Source organism: Mucilaginibacter gilvus, from assembly GCF_004054195.1.
GTDB classification, from domain to species: Bacteria; Bacteroidota; Bacteroidia; order Sphingobacteriales; family Sphingobacteriaceae; genus Mucilaginibacter; species Mucilaginibacter gilvus.
This window is the reverse complement of sequence record NZ_SBIW01000003.1, coordinates 299,817-318,107: the sequence shown is the minus strand read 5'-3', so window position 1 is coordinate 318,107 and position 18,291 is coordinate 299,817. Positions and strand designations below refer to the sequence as shown.

At 45.9% G+C, this 18,291-nt stretch carries 18 protein-coding genes and 1 pseudogene; 4 read left to right on the top strand and 15 right to left on the bottom strand.

Annotated elements, in window-relative coordinates:
* The 8 genes from EPL05_RS07355 to EPL05_RS07315 all read right to left on the bottom strand — a co-directional run bounded on the left by EPL05_RS07355 (position 1) and on the right by EPL05_RS07315 (position 5,072).
* Entirely contained in the window at positions 1–417 is a 417-nt protein-coding gene (locus EPL05_RS07355; protein WP_128533308.1) for a DUF4267 domain-containing protein, read from the bottom strand.
* Between the two features lie 64 nt (positions 418–481).
* Positions 482–1,057 carry a Crp/Fnr family transcriptional regulator gene (locus tag EPL05_RS07350; protein WP_128533307.1) on the bottom strand — a complete coding sequence of 192 codons (576 nt, stop codon included), beginning with the start codon at positions 1,055–1,057 and terminating at the stop codon, positions 482–484.
* Positions 1,058–1,202: 145 nt separating this feature from the next.
* Positions 1,203–2,126 (bottom strand): helix-turn-helix domain-containing protein, encoded by a 924-nt coding sequence (locus tag EPL05_RS07345; protein ID WP_128533306.1) that lies wholly within the window; start codon positions 2,124–2,126, stop codon positions 1,203–1,205.
* A gap of 16 nt (positions 2,127–2,142) precedes the next feature.
* Positions 2,143–3,069, bottom strand: coding sequence for an NAD(P)H-binding protein (locus EPL05_RS07340; protein ID WP_128533305.1), 927 nt, complete (start codon positions 3,067–3,069; stop codon positions 2,143–2,145).
* A 60-nt stretch (positions 3,070–3,129) separates the two neighbouring features.
* On the bottom strand, positions 3,130–4,005 hold the full coding sequence (locus tag EPL05_RS07335) for an SDR family oxidoreductase (RefSeq protein ID WP_128533304.1): 876 nt from the start codon (positions 4,003–4,005) through the stop codon (positions 3,130–3,132).
* On the bottom strand, positions 3,969–4,271 hold the full coding sequence (locus tag EPL05_RS24610; RefSeq protein WP_128533303.1) for a hypothetical protein: 303 nt from the start codon (positions 4,269–4,271) through the stop codon (positions 3,969–3,971). Before EPL05_RS24610 ends, EPL05_RS07335 begins: the two co-directional genes overlap by 37 nt.
* Positions 4,261–4,563, bottom strand: coding sequence for a hypothetical protein (locus EPL05_RS07325; protein WP_128533302.1), 303 nt, complete (start codon positions 4,561–4,563; stop codon positions 4,261–4,263). The genes EPL05_RS24610 and EPL05_RS07325 overlap by 11 nt, the downstream gene beginning before the upstream one ends.
* Before the next feature lie 227 nt (positions 4,564–4,790).
* Positions 4,791–5,072: a PRTRC system protein C gene (locus EPL05_RS07315; protein WP_128533300.1), complete on the bottom strand. Its 282-nt coding sequence runs from the start codon at positions 5,070–5,072 to the stop codon at positions 4,791–4,793.
* Positions 5,073–5,302: 230 nt separating this feature from the next.
* Between EPL05_RS07315 and EPL05_RS07310 the strand changes: the two genes are divergently transcribed.
* Genes EPL05_RS07310 through EPL05_RS07300 form a run of 3 tightly spaced genes read left to right on the top strand, consistent with a single transcriptional unit; the run spans position 5,303 to position 7,684 of the window.
* Positions 5,303–6,016: an FIST signal transduction protein gene (locus EPL05_RS07310; protein WP_128533299.1), complete on the top strand. Its 714-nt coding sequence runs from the start codon at positions 5,303–5,305 to the stop codon at positions 6,014–6,016.
* Between the two features lie 33 nt (positions 6,017–6,049).
* A complete protein-coding gene (locus EPL05_RS07305) occupies positions 6,050–6,469 on the top strand; it encodes an FIST C-terminal domain-containing protein (protein ID WP_128533298.1) in 420 nt (139 codons plus the stop codon).
* A complete protein-coding gene (locus tag EPL05_RS07300; protein ID WP_128533297.1) occupies positions 6,470–7,684 on the top strand; it encodes a sensor histidine kinase in 1,215 nt (404 codons plus the stop codon).
* 207 nt (positions 7,685–7,891) lie between these two features.
* Here the strand turns inward: EPL05_RS07300 and EPL05_RS07295 are convergent, their stop codons facing one another.
* Positions 7,892–8,443, bottom strand: a complete 552-nt coding sequence (locus EPL05_RS07295) for an Fpg/Nei family DNA glycosylase (RefSeq protein WP_243837244.1) — start codon at positions 8,441–8,443, stop codon at positions 7,892–7,894.
* Positions 8,443–8,661, bottom strand: a complete 219-nt coding sequence (locus EPL05_RS24285; RefSeq protein ID WP_243837243.1) for a DNA-formamidopyrimidine glycosylase family protein — start codon at positions 8,659–8,661, stop codon at positions 8,443–8,445. Before EPL05_RS24285 ends, EPL05_RS07295 begins: the two co-directional genes overlap by 1 nt.
* 93 nt (positions 8,662–8,754) lie before the next feature.
* Between EPL05_RS24285 and EPL05_RS07290 the strand changes: the two genes are divergently transcribed.
* Entirely contained in the window at positions 8,755–9,069 is a 315-nt protein-coding gene (locus tag EPL05_RS07290) for a hypothetical protein (protein ID WP_128533296.1), read from the top strand.
* Here EPL05_RS07290 and EPL05_RS07285 read toward each other — a convergent pair whose 3' ends face one another.
* The 5 genes and pseudogenes from EPL05_RS07285 to EPL05_RS07265 all read right to left on the bottom strand — a co-directional run bounded on the left by EPL05_RS07285 (position 9,070) and on the right by EPL05_RS07265 (position 18,237).
* The gene (locus EPL05_RS07285; protein ID WP_128533295.1) at positions 9,070–9,528 is read right to left on the bottom strand and encodes a TraR/DksA family transcriptional regulator; all 459 of its coding nucleotides are present in this window, start codon (positions 9,526–9,528) and stop codon (positions 9,070–9,072) included.
* Between the two features lie 47 nt (positions 9,529–9,575).
* Positions 9,576–9,833 (bottom strand): annotated as a pseudogene (locus EPL05_RS23925) (glycoside hydrolase family 2 TIM barrel-domain containing protein); the annotation flags it as partial.
* 376 nt (positions 9,834–10,209) lie between these two features.
* Positions 10,210–13,422 (bottom strand): glycoside hydrolase family 2 TIM barrel-domain containing protein, encoded by a 3,213-nt coding sequence (locus tag EPL05_RS07275; protein ID WP_128533293.1) that lies wholly within the window; start codon positions 13,420–13,422, stop codon positions 10,210–10,212.
* A gap of 184 nt (positions 13,423–13,606) precedes the next feature.
* Positions 13,607–14,941 carry a vanadium-dependent haloperoxidase gene (locus tag EPL05_RS07270; RefSeq protein WP_208394696.1) on the bottom strand — a complete coding sequence of 445 codons (1,335 nt, stop codon included), beginning with the start codon at positions 14,939–14,941 and terminating at the stop codon, positions 13,607–13,609.
* 5 nt (positions 14,942–14,946) lie between these two features.
* A complete protein-coding gene (locus EPL05_RS07265) occupies positions 14,947–18,237 on the bottom strand; it encodes a VCBS repeat-containing protein (protein ID WP_128533292.1) in 3,291 nt (1,096 codons plus the stop codon).
* Positions 18,238–18,291: the final 54 nt, after the last annotated feature.

The window sequence follows — 18,291 nt, the reverse complement described above, 5'->3', positions numbered from 1 at the left end:
TCAGGCTATGGTTTTTTGAGTGTTCATAAACAATAGAAAACTCGTGATCGCCATAAAAACTGCTGTTATTCCGGGGACGAGCTGTGACGGGTCTGGCCCGTTGTTTAAGTAAACCAGGAAGCAATCTGTAACGGGGACTATAATAGCCGCCGTAAAAACAAATGCAGTGGCCTTCTTCATTCTAAAAAAGAGCAAGGGTAAAAGCGCCAAACCGGAAAATATATCACGTATCCCTTTTATCCTGCCAAAGGCGAGGTCTGCATTATTGGAAAGCGGAATTCCAAATCCCGCCGCACCAACTCGGGGAAACAGTATAAATCTTACGCCTACAATAATAATTCCCACAGCGATGAACAAGGTCATCCAGTAGGATGCCGAGCGAAGGCCCCAATCAGCCATTTCATTTTTTATTTTCATGTTATAATTTATTTACAACACGAAGGTCTCTAACAAAAAACAAACAGCCGTTCACCCAGGTTAACTAATGCTTTCCGGTCAGCCGTTTTCTGATCCGGCTTAGTGACTGTGGCTTTATCCCGACGTAGGAAGCGATGTAGTATTGGGGCACTCGTTGCCCGATGTCAGGAAACTTCGATAAAAATAATTGGTAGCGAATTTCGGGAGGATCATTATAAAGTGACCGTACCTGGTTGATCAGGTTGAGATAAACTACTTCAAGGGCCAGCCGTCCGAATCTTTCGCCATGCTGTACCCGTTCATAAAACAGTTGGATGTTAGCGTGACTGATGGTATATAGCAGACAGGCCTCTAAGGCCTGGATATTGATCTGTGAAGGTATTTGCGGCAGAAAACTTGCATAGTCGCACACAAATTCGCCTTCCTTATTAAAATAGGTTGTTTTTTCCTCACCATCAATTATCGTATAATATCGAACCAAGCCCTGCCCGATACAAATAATGTTTTTACAGACATTACCCGCTTCCAGGAGATGTTGCCCTTTCTCCAGTTTTTGTTCGCGAAATAATGATTTGATGCTTGCTTCATCCGCTTCGGAAAGTGCAATGTAACGTCGAATCGATTCAATCAGAAGGTTCATGTACAAATATATTAAGTAGTTTTCTGAATTATATATTGTACACAGAAGGATGTCTTTGTATTTAGTTGTTAACTGGCCTATCTTATGCAGATGCTAAAATGCTAAGTAGAAAAGATAATAGTACTGGTACTTGTTGAGACGGAGATCAATTAAAAGAATGGCGGAACTCCAGGGGTGAGAAACTGGTTTTGGTTTTAAAAAGTTTACTAAAGGATTGGAGGTGTTCAAAACCCAACTCATAAGCTATCTCGCTAATCGAAAGATTGGTGGTCGAAAGTTTCTCTTTGGCAAGTTCAATCAACTTGTTGTGCAAATGCTGCTGGGTATTCTGACCGGTAAGGGATTTGAGCAGCCCGCTCAGGTAGCCCGGTGAGATATTCAAATTTTCGGCAATATAAGTAACGCTGGGCAGTCCTTTTTGAGCAAGATCACCGTTGTTAAAGTAAGTGGTGAGCAAATGTTCTAACTTAGTTAATATCTCATGATTGGCGATCTTCCGGGTTATAAACTGGCGCTGATAGAATCTTTCTGAATAGGTGAGTAATAGTTCAAGCTGAGCAATAATTACGCTTTGGCTAAACTTGTCAATATTGGCATGATATTCCTGTTCAATATTTTGCGTGATGGTGGTAAGCATCGTTTCTTCCTTGTCCGAAAGGTAAAGCGCTTCATAAACAGAGTAATAAAAAAACTCGTACTGCTTAATAGTTTTAGCCAGCGGGGTACTCCATAAAAAATCCGGGTGGATCAGTATCATCCAGCCTTCAGGTCGGTGCATCACACTGCCCTTTTCAATTTCCATCCCAAAGACCTGGCCGGGCGACATAAAGAACAATACCCCTTCGTCAAAATCACTGGCCTGTTGCCCGTATTTGAATTTAACGTTCTTCATCCTTTTCATCGAGATCGAATAAAAGTCATAAACGATACTGAACGGGCCTTCAACCAATGGCCTGTTCAGGTCCTCCATGTGCACCAGGCTAATGAGCGGGTGCGCGGGTTTTGGCAAACCCGCAGCCCGGTGATATTCGGTGATCGTATGAAAATGAAAAAGTTGGGTACTATTCATAGTAGGTTAAAGTTCGTTATTTTTTATGGTAAGCTACGGCAAACTCTTTTGCAAAATCAGTAAGCTTAACTTTACCCATTTTCGGCTTGTTCCGGTGAAAGTTCTCCAGAGTTTTGCCGCTGTGCATTATCGCCTGCATCTCTACTAAGGTTTCTGCCAGCTTTTCCGGCAATTTAGCCATCTTTAATCCCTGCAGCATTTCCTTGTCCGATAGCAGCACCCATTTTAACCAGGGCTTGCCCACGGCGCTGCCTATTATCTTTGCCGCTTCATTGCAGGTCATTTCCTCACTGCCTACGTAACGGATCGTTTTCTCTTTGGGCAACAACAACAGTTCCTCAGCAACCGCAGCCGCGATGTCATTTGGCGATACAAAAACGATCCGGTCTTCTCCCCCATAGTTCCCCATGAGCAGACCGGTCTTACCTGTCAGCAATGCCCAAAGCCCGGAATAACGCAGCGTCAGGAATTTGCCGATGAAACCCTTTCCTTTAATCAGGTCGATGGACTGGTAGAAATTGGTATAAAAAGAACCGGGCCGCATGATGGTTATAGAGGAGTTCAGCCCGTCAAATAAGTGTTCTACATTTTCGCCTTTAACCAGATCTGCCGCCCAGCCACTCAGGAGCACGATTCGCTTGGTGCCGGCTTGTTGAAGTGCCTGTACATAATTTTGCGCCATCCTGTGCATATATCCCCCCAGATCAGGCTCGGTGAAACTCAGCGGGATCATGGCATAAACAGCTTCAACGCCGTTGAAAGTATTGGTCAGAAAGTTAATGTCGGAGATAGAGCCAATGGCCGGTGTAGCGCCTAAATTTTCGATAGAGGCTTTTTTTTGGGGATCGCTGGCAATAACGGTTACCGCATTTCCCTGGGCGATCAGCATTTCTGCCAACGGCTTACTGATGTTTCCTAAGGAGCCTGTTACTATAATTTTCATTCTTTTAATTTGTTCTTTAACGGTGATGCACCTATCGGTAAACTAATAGTTCATCACTTCCTATTTGGTATAAATGCCATTCCCGATATCGGCGAGTAAGGTAGAATGTGTTGGGAGCCAGTTCAAATGCTCCTGCGTCCACTGGCTTGATGTTGGGCAATCGATAGCGGCCATGTGCGAGAACCAGCCAAAATGTTCAGCGGCATCCTCCGGCTGTATTGAAACTACCGGTAAATTCAGTTGTTTGCCTATGGCTTCGGCTATCGCTTTAACGGTAACGGCTTCTTCGGCGCAAGCGTGGTAACGGGGTGCCCTTACCGGGGCCTCTAAAACCAGCCTGTACAAATGCGCCGCGTCCAGCCGGTGTACCGCATTCCAGCGATTCTGTCCTTCGCCGATATACGCCGAAATACCTTTTTCTTTAGCGCTGTTGACCAGTATGGGTATGAATCCGTGTTTATCCTCGTCGCCATGCACCGATGGCGATAATCGAATGGCTGACGCATGAACAGCATCGCCTGTTTGTTCGGAAGAGCGCGGCCAGGCGGGGTTGATCGGTGGAGTAATATCTTCTGTTGCCAGCTTTCCCGGACTAACCAGCGCTGTGCCGGAAGTAACTATAAATGGCCTGTCGGAACCTGCCAATACCTCACCAATCGTTTCGATCGCTGTTTTATCAACCTGGCAAACTTCCGCGAAGCGGGTAAAGTCATGGATAAATCCGGCATGGATCACACCGTCTGATTGGGCGGCACCGTTACGGAGGCTATCGAGATCTTCCAGGTCGCCCCGGTGAACCTCTGCACCCGCATCGATCAGCTTTTGAGCCGATACATCTGAACGGGCTAAGCCCAATACCTGATGACCGGAACCTATTAACTCCTGCACAATGGCAGTACCTATGAAGCCTGTGGCTCCTGTGACGAAAACACGCATAATTTGATTTCTTTTGTTACTACAAAGATGGGCTGGTTTAGCCAGCCGGATTTATCCAAATCTGCGTTTCGTTTAGCCAAAACAGTAAATGGGCAGCAAACGTTGCCAATTATACCAAGGGTATGGCTGAAAAAACTATTAAAAAAGTAGATTTCCCATTGGCGCATAAATTCCTCTAACCTGCACTCTCTTGGGATTTGGATAGTCACCGTGCCGAAGCAAACTTTGCCATCCTGGTGGTAAGGATTAAACAACTTACGTTGCATGATGTCCCCGCAGATATCGTTTTTTAGAATGTCTGAAATATCTTCCTCGTGTTCCTCGGGTTATTCGATACGGCATTCTAAAAAAAAACTCCTTGTTCATTTCATATTCATTGAACATAAACCAACCCTCATCACGATAGTATGGTACACCCGCTTCACGGTAGAGATAACTCATCACGGCAAGCAATAATTCACCACACTGTTTATTTTCTTTCTTCCGCAAAAAGCGGAAAAGCGGAACGACAGGGATATAAAAGAGTTGGTTGCCAACTTCAAAAACCGGCTCGGTCACTAAGGAAACCTGTTTATCCTTTACCTGTTTGAGTAATCAATAATTCTCTATCGTAGGGTTGTCTGTTCAGCTTGGCTTTTATGTCACGGTGGGCAAGTAAAATGTTATAGGGATAACTGTACCCGCTCACATCTGATAAGGTCAGGTCATGCAATTTACCTAAATGTGCCGATGATTTAAAAAAACCTGTTTCGGTTGTCCCCTGTTCAGGCAGGTGTTTGGCGGGTTCACAAAGTGGCATAAAGCTGCGGTTTAAAAACCATCGGCACCTGATGCACGGGGGCTGATTTTGCTCTGTCCTTTAAGACGTCCTGCGCATCGGGTAGGTATTCGGCGGTGTCGTTCTTAAATTCCGGCCCCACTATTTTGGCAGTAGCCAGTATGGCGTATAGCACAGAGTAGCTGTCACATACTTCTTCGGGGCTAAGGTTTTTATCGGGGTCGGTCAATCTGATTTCCTGTCCATTATCCTTATGGATAAAAATCCGTGGTAATAAATCGCTAAACATGGTCGTATCGATCAATGTTATCGGTTCCGAATCCGTAAAAAAGTAACAGAAAAGGAAATGTAACCAATTAAATATTATAGCAGGTATTATTCCAAAGGGTGAATATGGCTTTGTCTGCGTTACCCATTATGCCCAATAACTAAATTGACAGAAAATTTTAGCTTTTTTAAATCAAAATCTATAGATCGTTGTTTCGATTAAATACTTAAAAGACCTATATTTAAAAAACAATGACTAAATCCGCAATTGTTTTCACCCAACAAAACGAGGGCAACGCTGCCGGAAAAGAGCTTGGAGAAAAGATCATCGAAAAACTTGTTGACAAAACACCAAATGTAGTGATCGTTTTTGCCTCCTCCGTGTATGATTACGCTGCGCTACTCCGTTCGATAAAGGAAACATGCATCCCGGGAATTCTGGTGGGCAGTTCTTCGGCCGGTGAATTTACTTCAAATGATTTCGGCACTAATTCCGCTTGTGCAATAGCCTTGTATTCTACTGAGTTGCAATTCAGGGCCGGCATTGGAGAAGCCATAACTGCCAGCCGCGACAAAGTAGCTGATGAGTTGTTAAACGTCTTATCTCCTGTGCATGACTACCAATATCAATATTATTCTGCAATGGTATTTGCCGACGCGTTATCGGGGTTTACCGATGAACTGATAGAGTTGTTAACTGAAAAAACGACGGGAAAATACCAGTTTTTTGGCGGCGGCGCGGGCGATAACGCAAATTTTCAAAAGACGCACGTATTTTACGACACGGAAGCTTACACTGATGCTGCAGTTATATTGGAAATATTGTCAAACAAGCCTATTGGTGTTGGCGCTGCCCATGGCTGGAAGCCTGTTGGTTCCAGGATGCGTGTGACAGAAACCGATGGAATGAAACTCGTTAGTTTAAACGGTCGTTCTGCTGTGGAATTATTTAAAGACCATGCATAAACCACCGGGCAAAATTTCAATGCTGATGAGCCTATTTCTTTTTTCCTGCATAATATTATTGGGATCGAGGTTGCCGGTGATTATAAACTTAGGGTGCCATTAGCGGTTCTTCCCGATGGTTCCGTTGCCATGGCAAGCGATATCCCAAACGGCGCCTATGTTAGTTTTATGGCGACAGATAACGATTGTTCAAAACAAGCGGCGGTCGAAGCAGCCGCGGGCGCGATAAAACAACTCGGCGATCATAAGCCAAACGTAGCCTTGTTTTTTGACTGTGTAGCCACAAGGCTTCGAATGGGAAAAGAATTTGATTTCGAACTGGAAAAAGTCAATGAGACGCTTCAAGGGGCAAATTATGCGGGCTGCAATACCTATGGGCAAGTGGCAAGGGTAAACGGGCAATTTAGCGGATTTCAGAATTGCACCGCTGTGGTTTGCGTAATTCCCGATTAAATGTTGTCATCATTAGTAGCAGGCTTAAATGACCCGACCAACCGGTTTCAGGCAGCAAACAAGTTAGCGCACTTTTTGGGGTGCTCGAATTTATTTGTATTTATTGTTGATCGTGAAATCGGGATATTGCTACCTGCGCCAGGTTTCCCCCAAACTTTACCCAATGGAAAACTTTGGCTGGACTTCACTTCAGGATGTTCTAAAAACGGGCACCAACAGGGCTTGTTACCTTTCCCTGAGGCTAACACCTTACAAAACTCCAAAGGTTTTCTGGGCCCGGAACAGTCAGTGATTGTTTTCCTGGGCGGAATACCAACAGATGAGCAGATCAGGCCGTTAATAGAAATTTTGCCTATCCTGATAAATTTATTTACTAGGGAACTTGTTGAATTCAGTACTCAAGCCCGCATCGATTTTGCTGATAAGGCAGTGACCAAAGCCGAAAAATTAGCGGCGACCATTGATGTTATGCGCTTGCATTTGAAAGATGCCCTTGTTGAACAAAAGAAAGACAAAAAGGCGATTGAAGAATTGATGCAAAAGAAGGATGAGTTTATGAATGTCGCCAGCCACGAACTCAAAACGCCCATTACTACCACAAAAGCATATCTTCAGATCCTTCAAAAATTGATCCCTCCGCAGGAAAACTCCACCGCCGGAGATTTTATTCTTAAAGCCAATAAACAGTTAGGCAAACTTACCTCCCTAATTAATGACCTCCTTGATGTAAGCAAGATTCACGCTGGTCAAATGGTTTACCATTATGCGGAGATAGATTTAAAAAATCTCATCGAAGAGGTAGTAGCGCAAGTACAGGTTACCACACAAACTCATCAAGTTATTATAGCCCATCATGTTTCTGCCAAATTAAATGGCGAACAGCACCGTTTGGAACAGGTCATCAATAATTTTTTATCCAACGCTATCAAATATTCGCCGGGGGGCGAAAAAGTCATCATCAGAAGTGATATAACCGATCATACCGTTAAGCTTTCGGTGAGGGATTTCGGTATCGGTATACCATTCGAAAAGCAGCAGTACGTATTTGACAGGTTTTATCGGGTACAGGAATCGTCAAAAAAATTTTCAGGCCTGGGGTTAGGGCTTTATATCTCAGCGGAGATCATTAAGCGCCATGGTGGAACCATAGGGGTAAACAGCGATGCCTCCGGGTCAGAGTTTTACTTTACATTACCATTATTAACTCCTAAGTAGATTGATTAAGATCTTGTCGAGAGAACCAATGAACAATCTCTATTGTCTGCCCTTAGCTGCGATTTTTGGAGTGCCTTAACAGGCGAGTTACAATTCAACGGGATCGGTTATTTCGAATGACGGTATCTTGGTAACCGGCTTTTTGAAAAGGAAGTGTAGCAGATCGTTGACCTGTTACATAATTGTGTACGGACGCCTATTTAAGGATTAGTTGAAAAGTTCCTGCCCCTCCGTATAATAGGTCGTGCGGCCGCCGATCTTTTCCGATTTGATCACCTCTCCCTTCGCCGTCAGTTTAAGCTTAGCGCTGTGTATCTCCATAAAATCCTTTAATTCACCTTTTAGTTCATCGCCATTGGCTTCGGCAATATCCCTGATCGCTTTTTCGAGCACAAATCGGATGCTGGTAAAGAGCTTCGTGACTGCTTTGGGCTGTATGGAGTTTGCTGTAGAAAAAGGAGATATGCCGGCATGGTAGAGGATTTCATCGGCGTACGAATTACCTATCCCCCGCAGCAGCTTTTGATCCATGAGTAGGGTTTTGATAACTGAGCGTTTCCTTGCCAGTAAGGCGGTAAAATAAGCTGCGTCTATATCCAGTGCGTCTGGTGCATCGGCGGCCTTTGGCTGGAGTGTTGGCGTGGCCTGTTTTTGCAAATCGATCACCGCGAAGCCTCCGCCACCTTTGAAATGGAAGGTCATTATCTGGAATCGCGGCGATTCATTTAACGCCAGATCAATCAGTTCTCCTCTTAGCATCAAATGTAAACCCAATATCTCACCTGCAAAGTCAAACTGTAAGTTTTGCCTTCCCGCTTCACCGAGGTTAATTCCCTTCCTTCCAGCGCTGCTCTTAGTTTCGACGCATGCACATTTAACTTCCGAACTTCCGTGATGTCCATTTTGTCCAAAACGCGGCCTTTAAATTTCCGGGACAGGATAGCTGCGAAAACGGTAAGATCTGGTAATTCAGCCATGATTTGTTCAGTTTTGAATTTTGATAACATCTAAAGTGCCCCATCTGTGTGGCTTAACTGAAAACTAAATTCAGCCTGCAGCGTTGCTTCATTATGAACGAACCCCAGGCGGAAGCCCGCTTATTTTTATACGACCTCGCCAACTTAGCGAAAGAACACTGGTTTAAACCCGATGAGCGCTGGGCAATCACCTTGGCCAACGATGCGGAAAAAACTACTATCCTCAAACAGTATTACCCCACACTTCATATCAGCGGCGAAACCGAAGTGCTAAAAGAGATAGCCGCGATCCTGGGTAACGAACTCAACTTAGATCAGATAGCGCCGGAAGAGCCGGCTGATAGACGTGTCCGTCCGGTCCCGCCAACTTACCTTATCGCTTTCAACCCCTCACGCCAACGTAAATGATCAGTGCTGTTTCATTTTTGCTTCCATGCTGAGTGTGGTATGCGGTACCGCGCGCAACCTTTCCTTTGGGATGAGTTTCCCCGTTTCCCGGCAAATTCCATAGGTCTTATTTTGAATCCGGATGAGTGCCGCCTCCAATTGTTCAATGAATTTTTTCTGCCGCGACGCCAACTGATTAATGGATTCTTTTTCCAGTGAATCAGAACCGTCCTCCAGTGTTTTTCCGGCAGCGGCGGTATCGTCGGTACCATTGCTATTAGCAGAATTCAGGGAGCCTGCGAGGGAAAGAAACTCTTCGCGAGCGACCCTTATCTTGTCGGTGATCAGTTCCCTGAGTTCTCCCAGTTCATTATCGCTATAGCGTGTTTTAATGATGATCTTGTTACCTTCGTATTTAAAGTGGTCGAAAGCTGATGAAACCAACCTTGTCGAATCCAGGTCACGACAATTTGATGCCATTTGCTTTAATACTTTTTCCCTATTAGCCGATGGTGTAGTTTCGTTAGCTAGCTACAGATAATGATGCCGCAGCGGTTCTTATCGCGCGTAACCATTTCGGTAAGCATATTTTTAGCCTTATCTAATATAATGGGTTCGTCGAATGCTATGCCCTGCCATACGGGTATTTCCTCCCACATCATTATACCCATAGTTTCGGCCATGCGTACGGTGCGCTCATTTTGCGGATAATGCGCGGTTCGTACAAAATTACATCCCGGCTCTTTAGCCCACGTTAATAGTTGCCTCGAATCGGCATCGCTGGTTACTCTGCCCTGGCGCTAGGGTACTTCTTCATGAAAACTTACGCCTTTTAAAAACACGGGGTTACCATTCAATAATATTTGCGTGCCTTTTACCTGTATGCAACGAAACCCAATTTGATCCTTTTTCCATTTGGGTTATATGGGTTTTAATTCTTTATAAATTAGTTAGTAAAATCGAATCATAGGGTGCCGCCAACCGGCTTTCCATCTAAATGGTTTTTTTGGCTTTGCGGAACCAGCACTGCAATTTATCGGCAGGCTCCCTGTGGAATTAACCGGTAAGGGCCTGGCAAGCACAGGAAAGGGGCAACAGATCATTAAACAAATCTGTTTGCACCCTATCCGGCTTAATTAAACCAACTATTACCAATTATAGTTATCTTCTATTTCTTTTCAGCAATTGTACCTGGTAACAAAAGGTTGTTGGCTTTGTACGTACCATGTAAGGCTCCAGCGGCCTTGGCCCGCAACCGTTGGATCCTACGCCCAAAGTTTTGCTGCTGATGCATAATGCCGTGCCTTTGCTTTTCGGCAAGTCTATCTTGTACTCTACCGGGGTCATTTCTTCATCACTGTAGGGCAACGCACCTACTTGTATCAAAGAATCTACTTTTTTAATACAGATGCCCAGGCCAGCGGCCGATCTGACATTTGCCCAGCGAACGTCCTCATGGTTACCGCATTCCATCGGTTTTTCGTATGGTGTTAGCTGCTGTGCTATGGTGCTGGCGTAGTGGCCAACATCAAAGCCGCTTTTGCGGTCGGCATAATTCTCCATAGGGCCGCGGCCCAGGTAGTCAAACTGGTCAAGCTCCTTATTCAGAAACATGCGTACACCAATCCGGGCAAGTACCAGTTTCGGGTCGGTTTCGCTAAAGGTGATATCGTTAACGGCGGTTATTAAGCCATTGCCGTTGATGGTGTATACCGCTTTGTGCTGCACTTTAAAGTTTTGCTTACCCGTGCCGGTTAAGTTTACACTAATCTCTACCACATTGGTAGCAACCTGCATGCTTTTTACATCGGTGGCAACCCAGTTGATATTTTGCAGGCCGTATTTATCCCAGTTTTCGTAGGCCCACATATCATCCTTTTGATGAGGCGCACGCCATAAATGCAATTTGGGGCCACCCTCGACACGCAGGATGTTGTTGCCGCTCTGCTCTATTTTAGAGAAGGTGCCTTTTTCTTTATCAAACTCGAGGCTAAAATCTGTTCCTTTTACCTTGATGAAATCTTTCGAGTCGCTTAGCGCTAAGCTGCCCCCCTGCGATTTGTTTACTACCGCAGGCACAGGCGTTTTCAGTTCAAATTGTTGTGAAGCTATCTCGAAACCTTTTGCGGCCCATAGCTTATCAGTGGCTAACCGGAACGATATACGCACAAAATATTCGGCACCAGCTTTTGCTATTATTTTATATGGCACTTTTACATTCTTTTCGGTACCTGGGGCAACAGCGCCAACAAGCAGGTTACCCGATGATACGGTTGTACCGTTTTCGCTAAGCTCCCATTTGGCAGTAAAACTGCTGAGGTTGGTAAACTGGTAGCGATTTTTGATGCTGAACGTCTGGCTCTTCAGGTCCTTTGCTTTGATGCTGATCCACTGGTAAGCATGCTTTAGCTCGGGAAAATGAGGTTTGGGCGACCTATCCGAAAATACAACGCCCTTATGAATAAAGTAACGATCGTTGGGATACTCACCGAAACCGCCACCAAACGCGGTTATGGGATGTTTTGGGTCGCGGTTGTTGTAGATGCCCTGATCCTGCCACTCCCATATCGCGCCGCCCAATAAAGCCGGGTATTTATCAAACAATTCGTTATAAATATCTACCGAACCCATGGAATTGAACATGGCGTGGGCATACTCGCATAAATAAAATGGCTTGGTGAGTTTAGGGTCTTTGGCGGCATTCTCCAGGCTTACCACATTGGTGTACATCTGGCTATCCATATCGGCCGGGTTGCGGTTATCGCCAGTGCCAAAACCTTCGTAATGGGTAGGCCGGGTCGGGTCTATTTCTTTCACAGCTTTCAGCGCAGCCCTGAAGTTGCCGCCACCGCTGCCGTTCTCATTCCCTAATGACCATACCACCACCGAGGGATGATTTTTAAAGTTTTCGGTATTGGCTACGTTCCTGTCGATAATTGCGGCTTTAATGCGCGGCTCATCATTAAACTCATTCATGGCACCATGGCATTCTACGTTTGCTTCGGCAACGAGGTAGATGCCATACAGGTCGCACAATTCGTACCAGCGCGGGTCGTCCGAATAGTGGCAGGTACGCACGTGGTTGCTGTTGGTTTGTTTGATGAGGATAATATCGCGGATCATCTGCGCCTCGGTAACGGCATGGCCATCATCCGGCCAGTTTTCGTGGCGGTTTACGCCTTTCAATTTTATAGGAACGCCATTCACCAAAAACAAGCGCCCTTTTATCTCTATCTCGCGGAAACCGGTACGGGACGAAAGGGTTTCCAATGTGGTTGTACCATCTTTAATATTGATAACCGTAGTATAAAGCTTCGGTGTTTCGGCTGTCCATTTTTGCGGGTTGTTTACGTGGAAGGTGGCATTTACCACAACTTCTTCACCGGGCTGCAAAGCCGGGATAGCTTTTTTGGCAACCGCGCCGGGCACTAAAACCGCGCCGTTAAATAAGCAAACTTCCAGTTCGCGCGCCTTTATAGTAGTGGTACCGTAATTTTTAATTTTGGCGCTAACGGCAAGGTCGGCATTTTTATACTGATCGTCCAGATCCGTTTTTATAAAATAGTCCCTGATGTGCTGCTGTGGGCTGCTCCATAAGGTAACATTGCGGAAGATACCGCTCAGGCGCCACATATCCTGATCCTCGAGATAGCTTCCCGATGTAAAGCGGTAAACCTCTACCGCGAGTGTATTTTTACCGGGCTGCACATATTGGGTAAGGTCAAACTCGGCAACATTGCGGCTATTTACACTGTAGCCAACCTTTTTGCCGTTCACCCATATAAAAAATCCGGCATCAACCCCGTCAAACGAGATGAAGATCCGGCGGCCCGTCCAGGCTGCAGGCACTGTAAAATCGCGGCGGTAGCTGCCAACGGGGTTACGCTCTTTATAGGCGGTAAACTTCTCCGGCGGGGCACTCATTATCCGCGGAAAATCCTTTTGGAAGATGAAGTTAAAATTGCTGTAGTAAGGCGTTCCGTAACCTTCTACCTGGAAGTTTGATGGTACTTTGATATCCTTCCATTTAGAAACATCGTAGTCGGTTTTATAAAAATCAACCGGACGTTTTTGGGGCCAGTCTACCCAGTTAAACTTCCACAAACCGTTTAAACTGCGGCTGAATGACGACGCGGCGCGATTTGCTGCCAGCGCTTCTTTTAACGAGCCATAAGGCATCAGCGTAGCATGGCTGGCTTCTTTGTTTATGCCGATGTTCTCGGGGTCCTCAATTTCTTTTGGCACAAACGCAGTATCAGACTTCGACAGGAAGTTTGCCGTTGGTTGCTGCGCGACACTTGTTTTGTAGCTAAAAACAAAAAACAAGCCTAATAAAACACAGGTTGTTTTTTTACCAAATAAGGTTTTATTCATATATCGTTATACTAAAATTATTTTTAAAGGAGGCCGTGGATAATTGCACGGTGTGGCAAAGAACTATAAATTTTGGCCCGGCAAATTGCCATATCATGCATATTTATTGGCATGGTGTACCATAAATTAAGCGAACAACATCAACGGAGCGCGGAAATCCGTCGCCAGGCATTTAGTGTACTATTTATTTTGATCCTTTGCGACCGCTTACTTTGTTAACTACCCAATTCCCTACCCTGTTACCTTGCAAAATGCCGTTATCTATAGCATCCATAAAGTGGATGCCGCCCCAAAAACGCGAGATTGCGGCTTCGGTTGCGGCTTGGGTAAATGAATTGAATTGCCTTGGGGGTACGCCGAATTGCTTTTCCACATCATCGGTATATTTAAAGCTGTTACCAAAATAATGCGTTAGGATAACCGCTGATGTGGTAGAGATTACTGAGTGGCCGCTGATATACTCCGGGAACGGCGGCGTTTGCAACAAGGGTTTCCAATGCGGATCGATATACCTGCGAATAGCGGTTTCGGGGCGGATGCGGTTGGTGCGGTACTTATCATCCCAGCAGCAAATAAAGGCATCCATTAAGCCTATGGCCACCATGGTGTTCACCTCTATGGTTTTGGCGAAGCCGGCTTGCGATTGGCTGCACGCGATAGCGGTTACTCCCATCCAATGCGCTCCGGGCGATATTTTTTTAAGGCCGATAAGCATGTGACCGTCGTTTTGTACGGCAAAGGGGTTGCAGTCCCAAAAATTGGCAATGTTTTTTTCTTCCTGAGTAAGCTTGTCGCCGCTTTTACTGTAGCTCAATTGCAAAAATTTGTAGAAATCCGAGTTTTTATCTGTAGAGAAAGGCACCGGCGCATCGGGCACAAACTGCGAAGCAGAATCAATAGCCAGCGTGCGAACGGTGTTAAAGTAAGGCTCCACAGGAACCATGTAGGCCGGCGGGGTTAAGTCCCAACTGCCGGGCGTGCGTTTTAGTTTGTACCGGGGATAGTTGCTTATTTTGCGGTATCCATCAGCTTTGGCATAAGCCAGGATCTTTTTGCTGATGAATTTGGCATAGCTTTTTGAGCTATCGATCACCTCATCCGTAAAACCTATTGTGCGGCAGGAGTCTAAAAAACCCTCCTCGTACTTACCCATCAAACTCCCCGATGGCTGCAGTTTGGCGGCGGTTTCGAACATGGCCAGCACAGCGCTCAACTGGGCGTTGTATATCTCGTTTTGTTTGGGTACGCTGATAACCGGGTATTGATTTAAGGTACCCTGCATACTTTTTACCTGCTTATCATTTTGGGCCATTACTTCGTAACCCGCCAGGCAGGTATAGGCAAAAAACCGGGAAGCCAGCGGCGGGTTGGTAACATCGTGTACCATTACATCCGTCATGCGGGCTATTACTTTGCTTACATCTTTATTGGTTAATACCGGCTGCTGCCTCTTTTCGGCACAGCGAACAACAAGCAGTAGGCATATAGCTGATAGTATGGTTATTAAATTCCTTTTCATGTTGCTTATTGTTGTTTGTAAGCTTTTAGTCTGCCTTTATCCAGGCTAAAAAGCAAAACATCATTTAGTTGAACTACGCCGCGAACATCACCGCTGAGCTTAAAGCCCGATCTCTGCTGTGTAAAGTATTGATAACCACCCTTGCCATCCCCAACAACCAATACGCCATAATTGGCATCGTACTTACCAAAGCGAATGCGGCTGTGGTTGATATTGCCGCACAGCAGCAGGTCATCCTTGCCATCCTTGTTGTAATCCAGCGTGGTGATGGTATAAACAGGCGCGTATTGCGCTTGCACGGGTAAGGCCACTTCGTGCAATTTTCCGCCTGCGTTGCTGATAAAAATACTTGTTGCTAAATGATTTGCGCTAAGCTGTTTCGCATCCTTCATTTCTTCGGGGGTGAACACTTTGTCCATGGTAGCCTCGGCGTAACTTTTATAATCGGGGAAGCGGGTACGCATCATGCTCATCTGGTCCAGCAGTTCATCGCGGGTTACGTAGGGGTATGTTTTATGCTGAATGTAAACGCACAGCATCGGGTCTACCGAGCCGTTGTCGTCGAAATCTTTGTAGATCATCTCGGCAGGTTCGGCATCACTTGCCCTGCACTGGCTGTTTAAACCAAGATTGCCCGCGACAATATCCGGGTGGCCATCGTGGTTAATATCGCTTACCTGCAAGCAGTTCCACCAGCCGTTATATTTTTTATCAAAGTATTTCAGGGTGGCATCCATCAGCTTACCGTTTAAATTCTCAAAAACGGTTATGGGCATCCACTCGCCGGCGAGGATGAGGTCGGGCTTTTTATCGCCGTTCATGTCCACCCAGGCGGCATCGGTTACCATGCCAATGGTTTTTAAGGCCGGGTTATATTTAGCGGTAGCATCCATAAAATGCCCCTTGCCATCATTGATCAGAATAGCGCTTTCCGGCGTTTCGGGGTAGCGGCCCGGCACTACCCTGCCACCTACAAACAGGTCTGCAAAGCCGTCACCATTAATATCGGCCGTTTTTACACAGCCTTTGCTGCTCAGCATTTTTGGCAACGCGTTGTTTGCTTTGGTAAAATTGCCTTTACCGTCGTTCAGGTATAGCCTATCTTGTAGTTTGGGGTCATCGGGCAAATAATCGGCATAACCGCCGGAGGCCACGTACAGGTCGGGTTTGCCGTCGCCATTGGCATCAAAGATCACAGCGGCTGCATCGGTACTTGCTTTATCTGCATCAAATGCAGCGTTTGGCCTCTTTATAAAACCACCACTTTTTTGCTGCAGGTATAAAGCAGCGGCTTCGCCATCATGCCCGCCGACATAAATATCTTCCAACCTGTCGCCGTTCACATCTCCCTTGGTAAGGCTCGCTCCTGAGTAAGAAAGCGGATTAACCATCAGCGGCTGGCGTTTAAAATCGTTGGTGGTAGTTTCACTTTCGCGCCAGGCAATGGGCGAGGCAACCTCTGTAAACAAGGCCTTACTTTGTGTTTTGGGGGTACTTATTGATCCGGCATCCTCTTCCTTTAAGGTTATCTGTTGGTCGGCCTTTATATGTTGAAGCAGTTGCGATTTACCGCGCTGCCAGGTTATTCTTAACGAGTCGATCTGTTTGTCTTTTCCCAACCCAAAATGCAATATGGGCGACACCCCAGATTGAAAACCGCGGGTGGGCATCTGTTCGAGATATTGAGTTTTATTGCCTTGGTATATGGTGAACTTTGCGCCTATCCCCTGTGTGTTGGCGTCGCCGCCTTTTAATTTTACAGCTAAATAATGGTTGCCATTTTGTTTTACGGCCTGGTTTTCATAAACAAAAGCCGCCTGATTTACATTATTGGTTACCAGGTCCAGGTCACCGTCGTTATCCAAATCGGCGTAGGCGGCTCCGTTACTGTTTGATGTTTGGGTGATGCCCCAATCGGCACTGGTATTGGTGAAATTCGCATCGCCGTTGTTCTTAAAAAAGTAGCTCTTCATTTGCGACGATGGCATCTGGCTCACAATGTTCAACAGGTCCTGCCGCATTACATTCCTGTCGCGCAGGTTATCGCCCATGTATTTTAAAAAATCCATGTTGGTGTAATCGCGGGTATAACCGTTGCTTACAAAAAGGTCTTTCCAGCCGTCATTATCGTAATCGGCGAACAACGGTGCCCAACTCCAGTCGGTATTGGATACACCGGCCAGCTGCCCCACCTCGCTGAAAGTATTATTGCCATTGTTGATGTGCAGCATATTGCGCATATACTGGTAGTAAAAACCTACCCGCAGGTTCAGGTCGAAGGCGTCGTAATTATCGGCACCGAATAATAGTTTCTGGCGCTTGTTATCTTCCGGCAGCATATCCAGCGTGTAGATATCCGGCTTGCTATCGTTATTGATATCAGCGATATCGTTCCCCATGGAGTAGAAGGAAGTATGGCCAATTTGTTTTTGAAGCTGATCGGAATACCCCCCCTTGCCATTATTGATGTACAATCTATCGGGTACGCTATAATCATTAGATATATAAATATCGGGCCATCCATCACCATTTACATCGGCAATACCGGCGGCTAAGCCGTAAGAGAATGAGGTATTGATGATGCCTGTCTTCGCGGTAACATCAATAAAGTGCCCCTTCTCATTTTTTAACAAACGTATGCCAGATTCTGCATCTGGCCTGCTCATCATGTCTTTTACAGATATCTCATCTACGGTGCTGATACGTGCTGGGTTATGGTTCATCAGCAGCAGGTCCAGATCGCCATCGCGGTCGTAATCAAAAAAGTAGGCTTGTGTGCTGTAGGATGGGAAAGCCAAGCCGTAATCTGCTGCCATATCCTTAAAAATCGGCACGCCCTTGTTGTCATTACCTTGGTTTATCAACAATTGATTGATGCGCTTATCGCTCCGCACCTTGCCCGAATAGCAGATATAGATATCCAGATTACCATCGCCATTTACGTCGGCCATGGTTACGCCCGTTTTCCAGGGGCCGGGGCGTCCTGCTACACCTGCTTCGGCAGTAACATCGGTAAATTGCATTTGGCCACGGTTTAAATACAGTTTATTATCAACCATGTTCCCTGTAAAGTAAACATCCTGCAGCCCATCGCCGTTCAGGTCGCCTATGGCTACGCCGCCGCCGTTATAAAAATACTCGTACATCAGCACGTTGGTGTTTAAGCCTTCGGTTAAGGTGTTGCTAAAATCGATGTGGGTTTGCCCGGCCGGCAGCAATTTAAAAAGCGTGTCCTTTGCTTCTCTCGGTTCATTGCCGGGGCCGGACCGGCGACAACCGCAAGCCAATATTATCATAAGCAGAACGGGGAAAATTCTTAAACTTACGCGCACATTTATGTTCATTTTTGC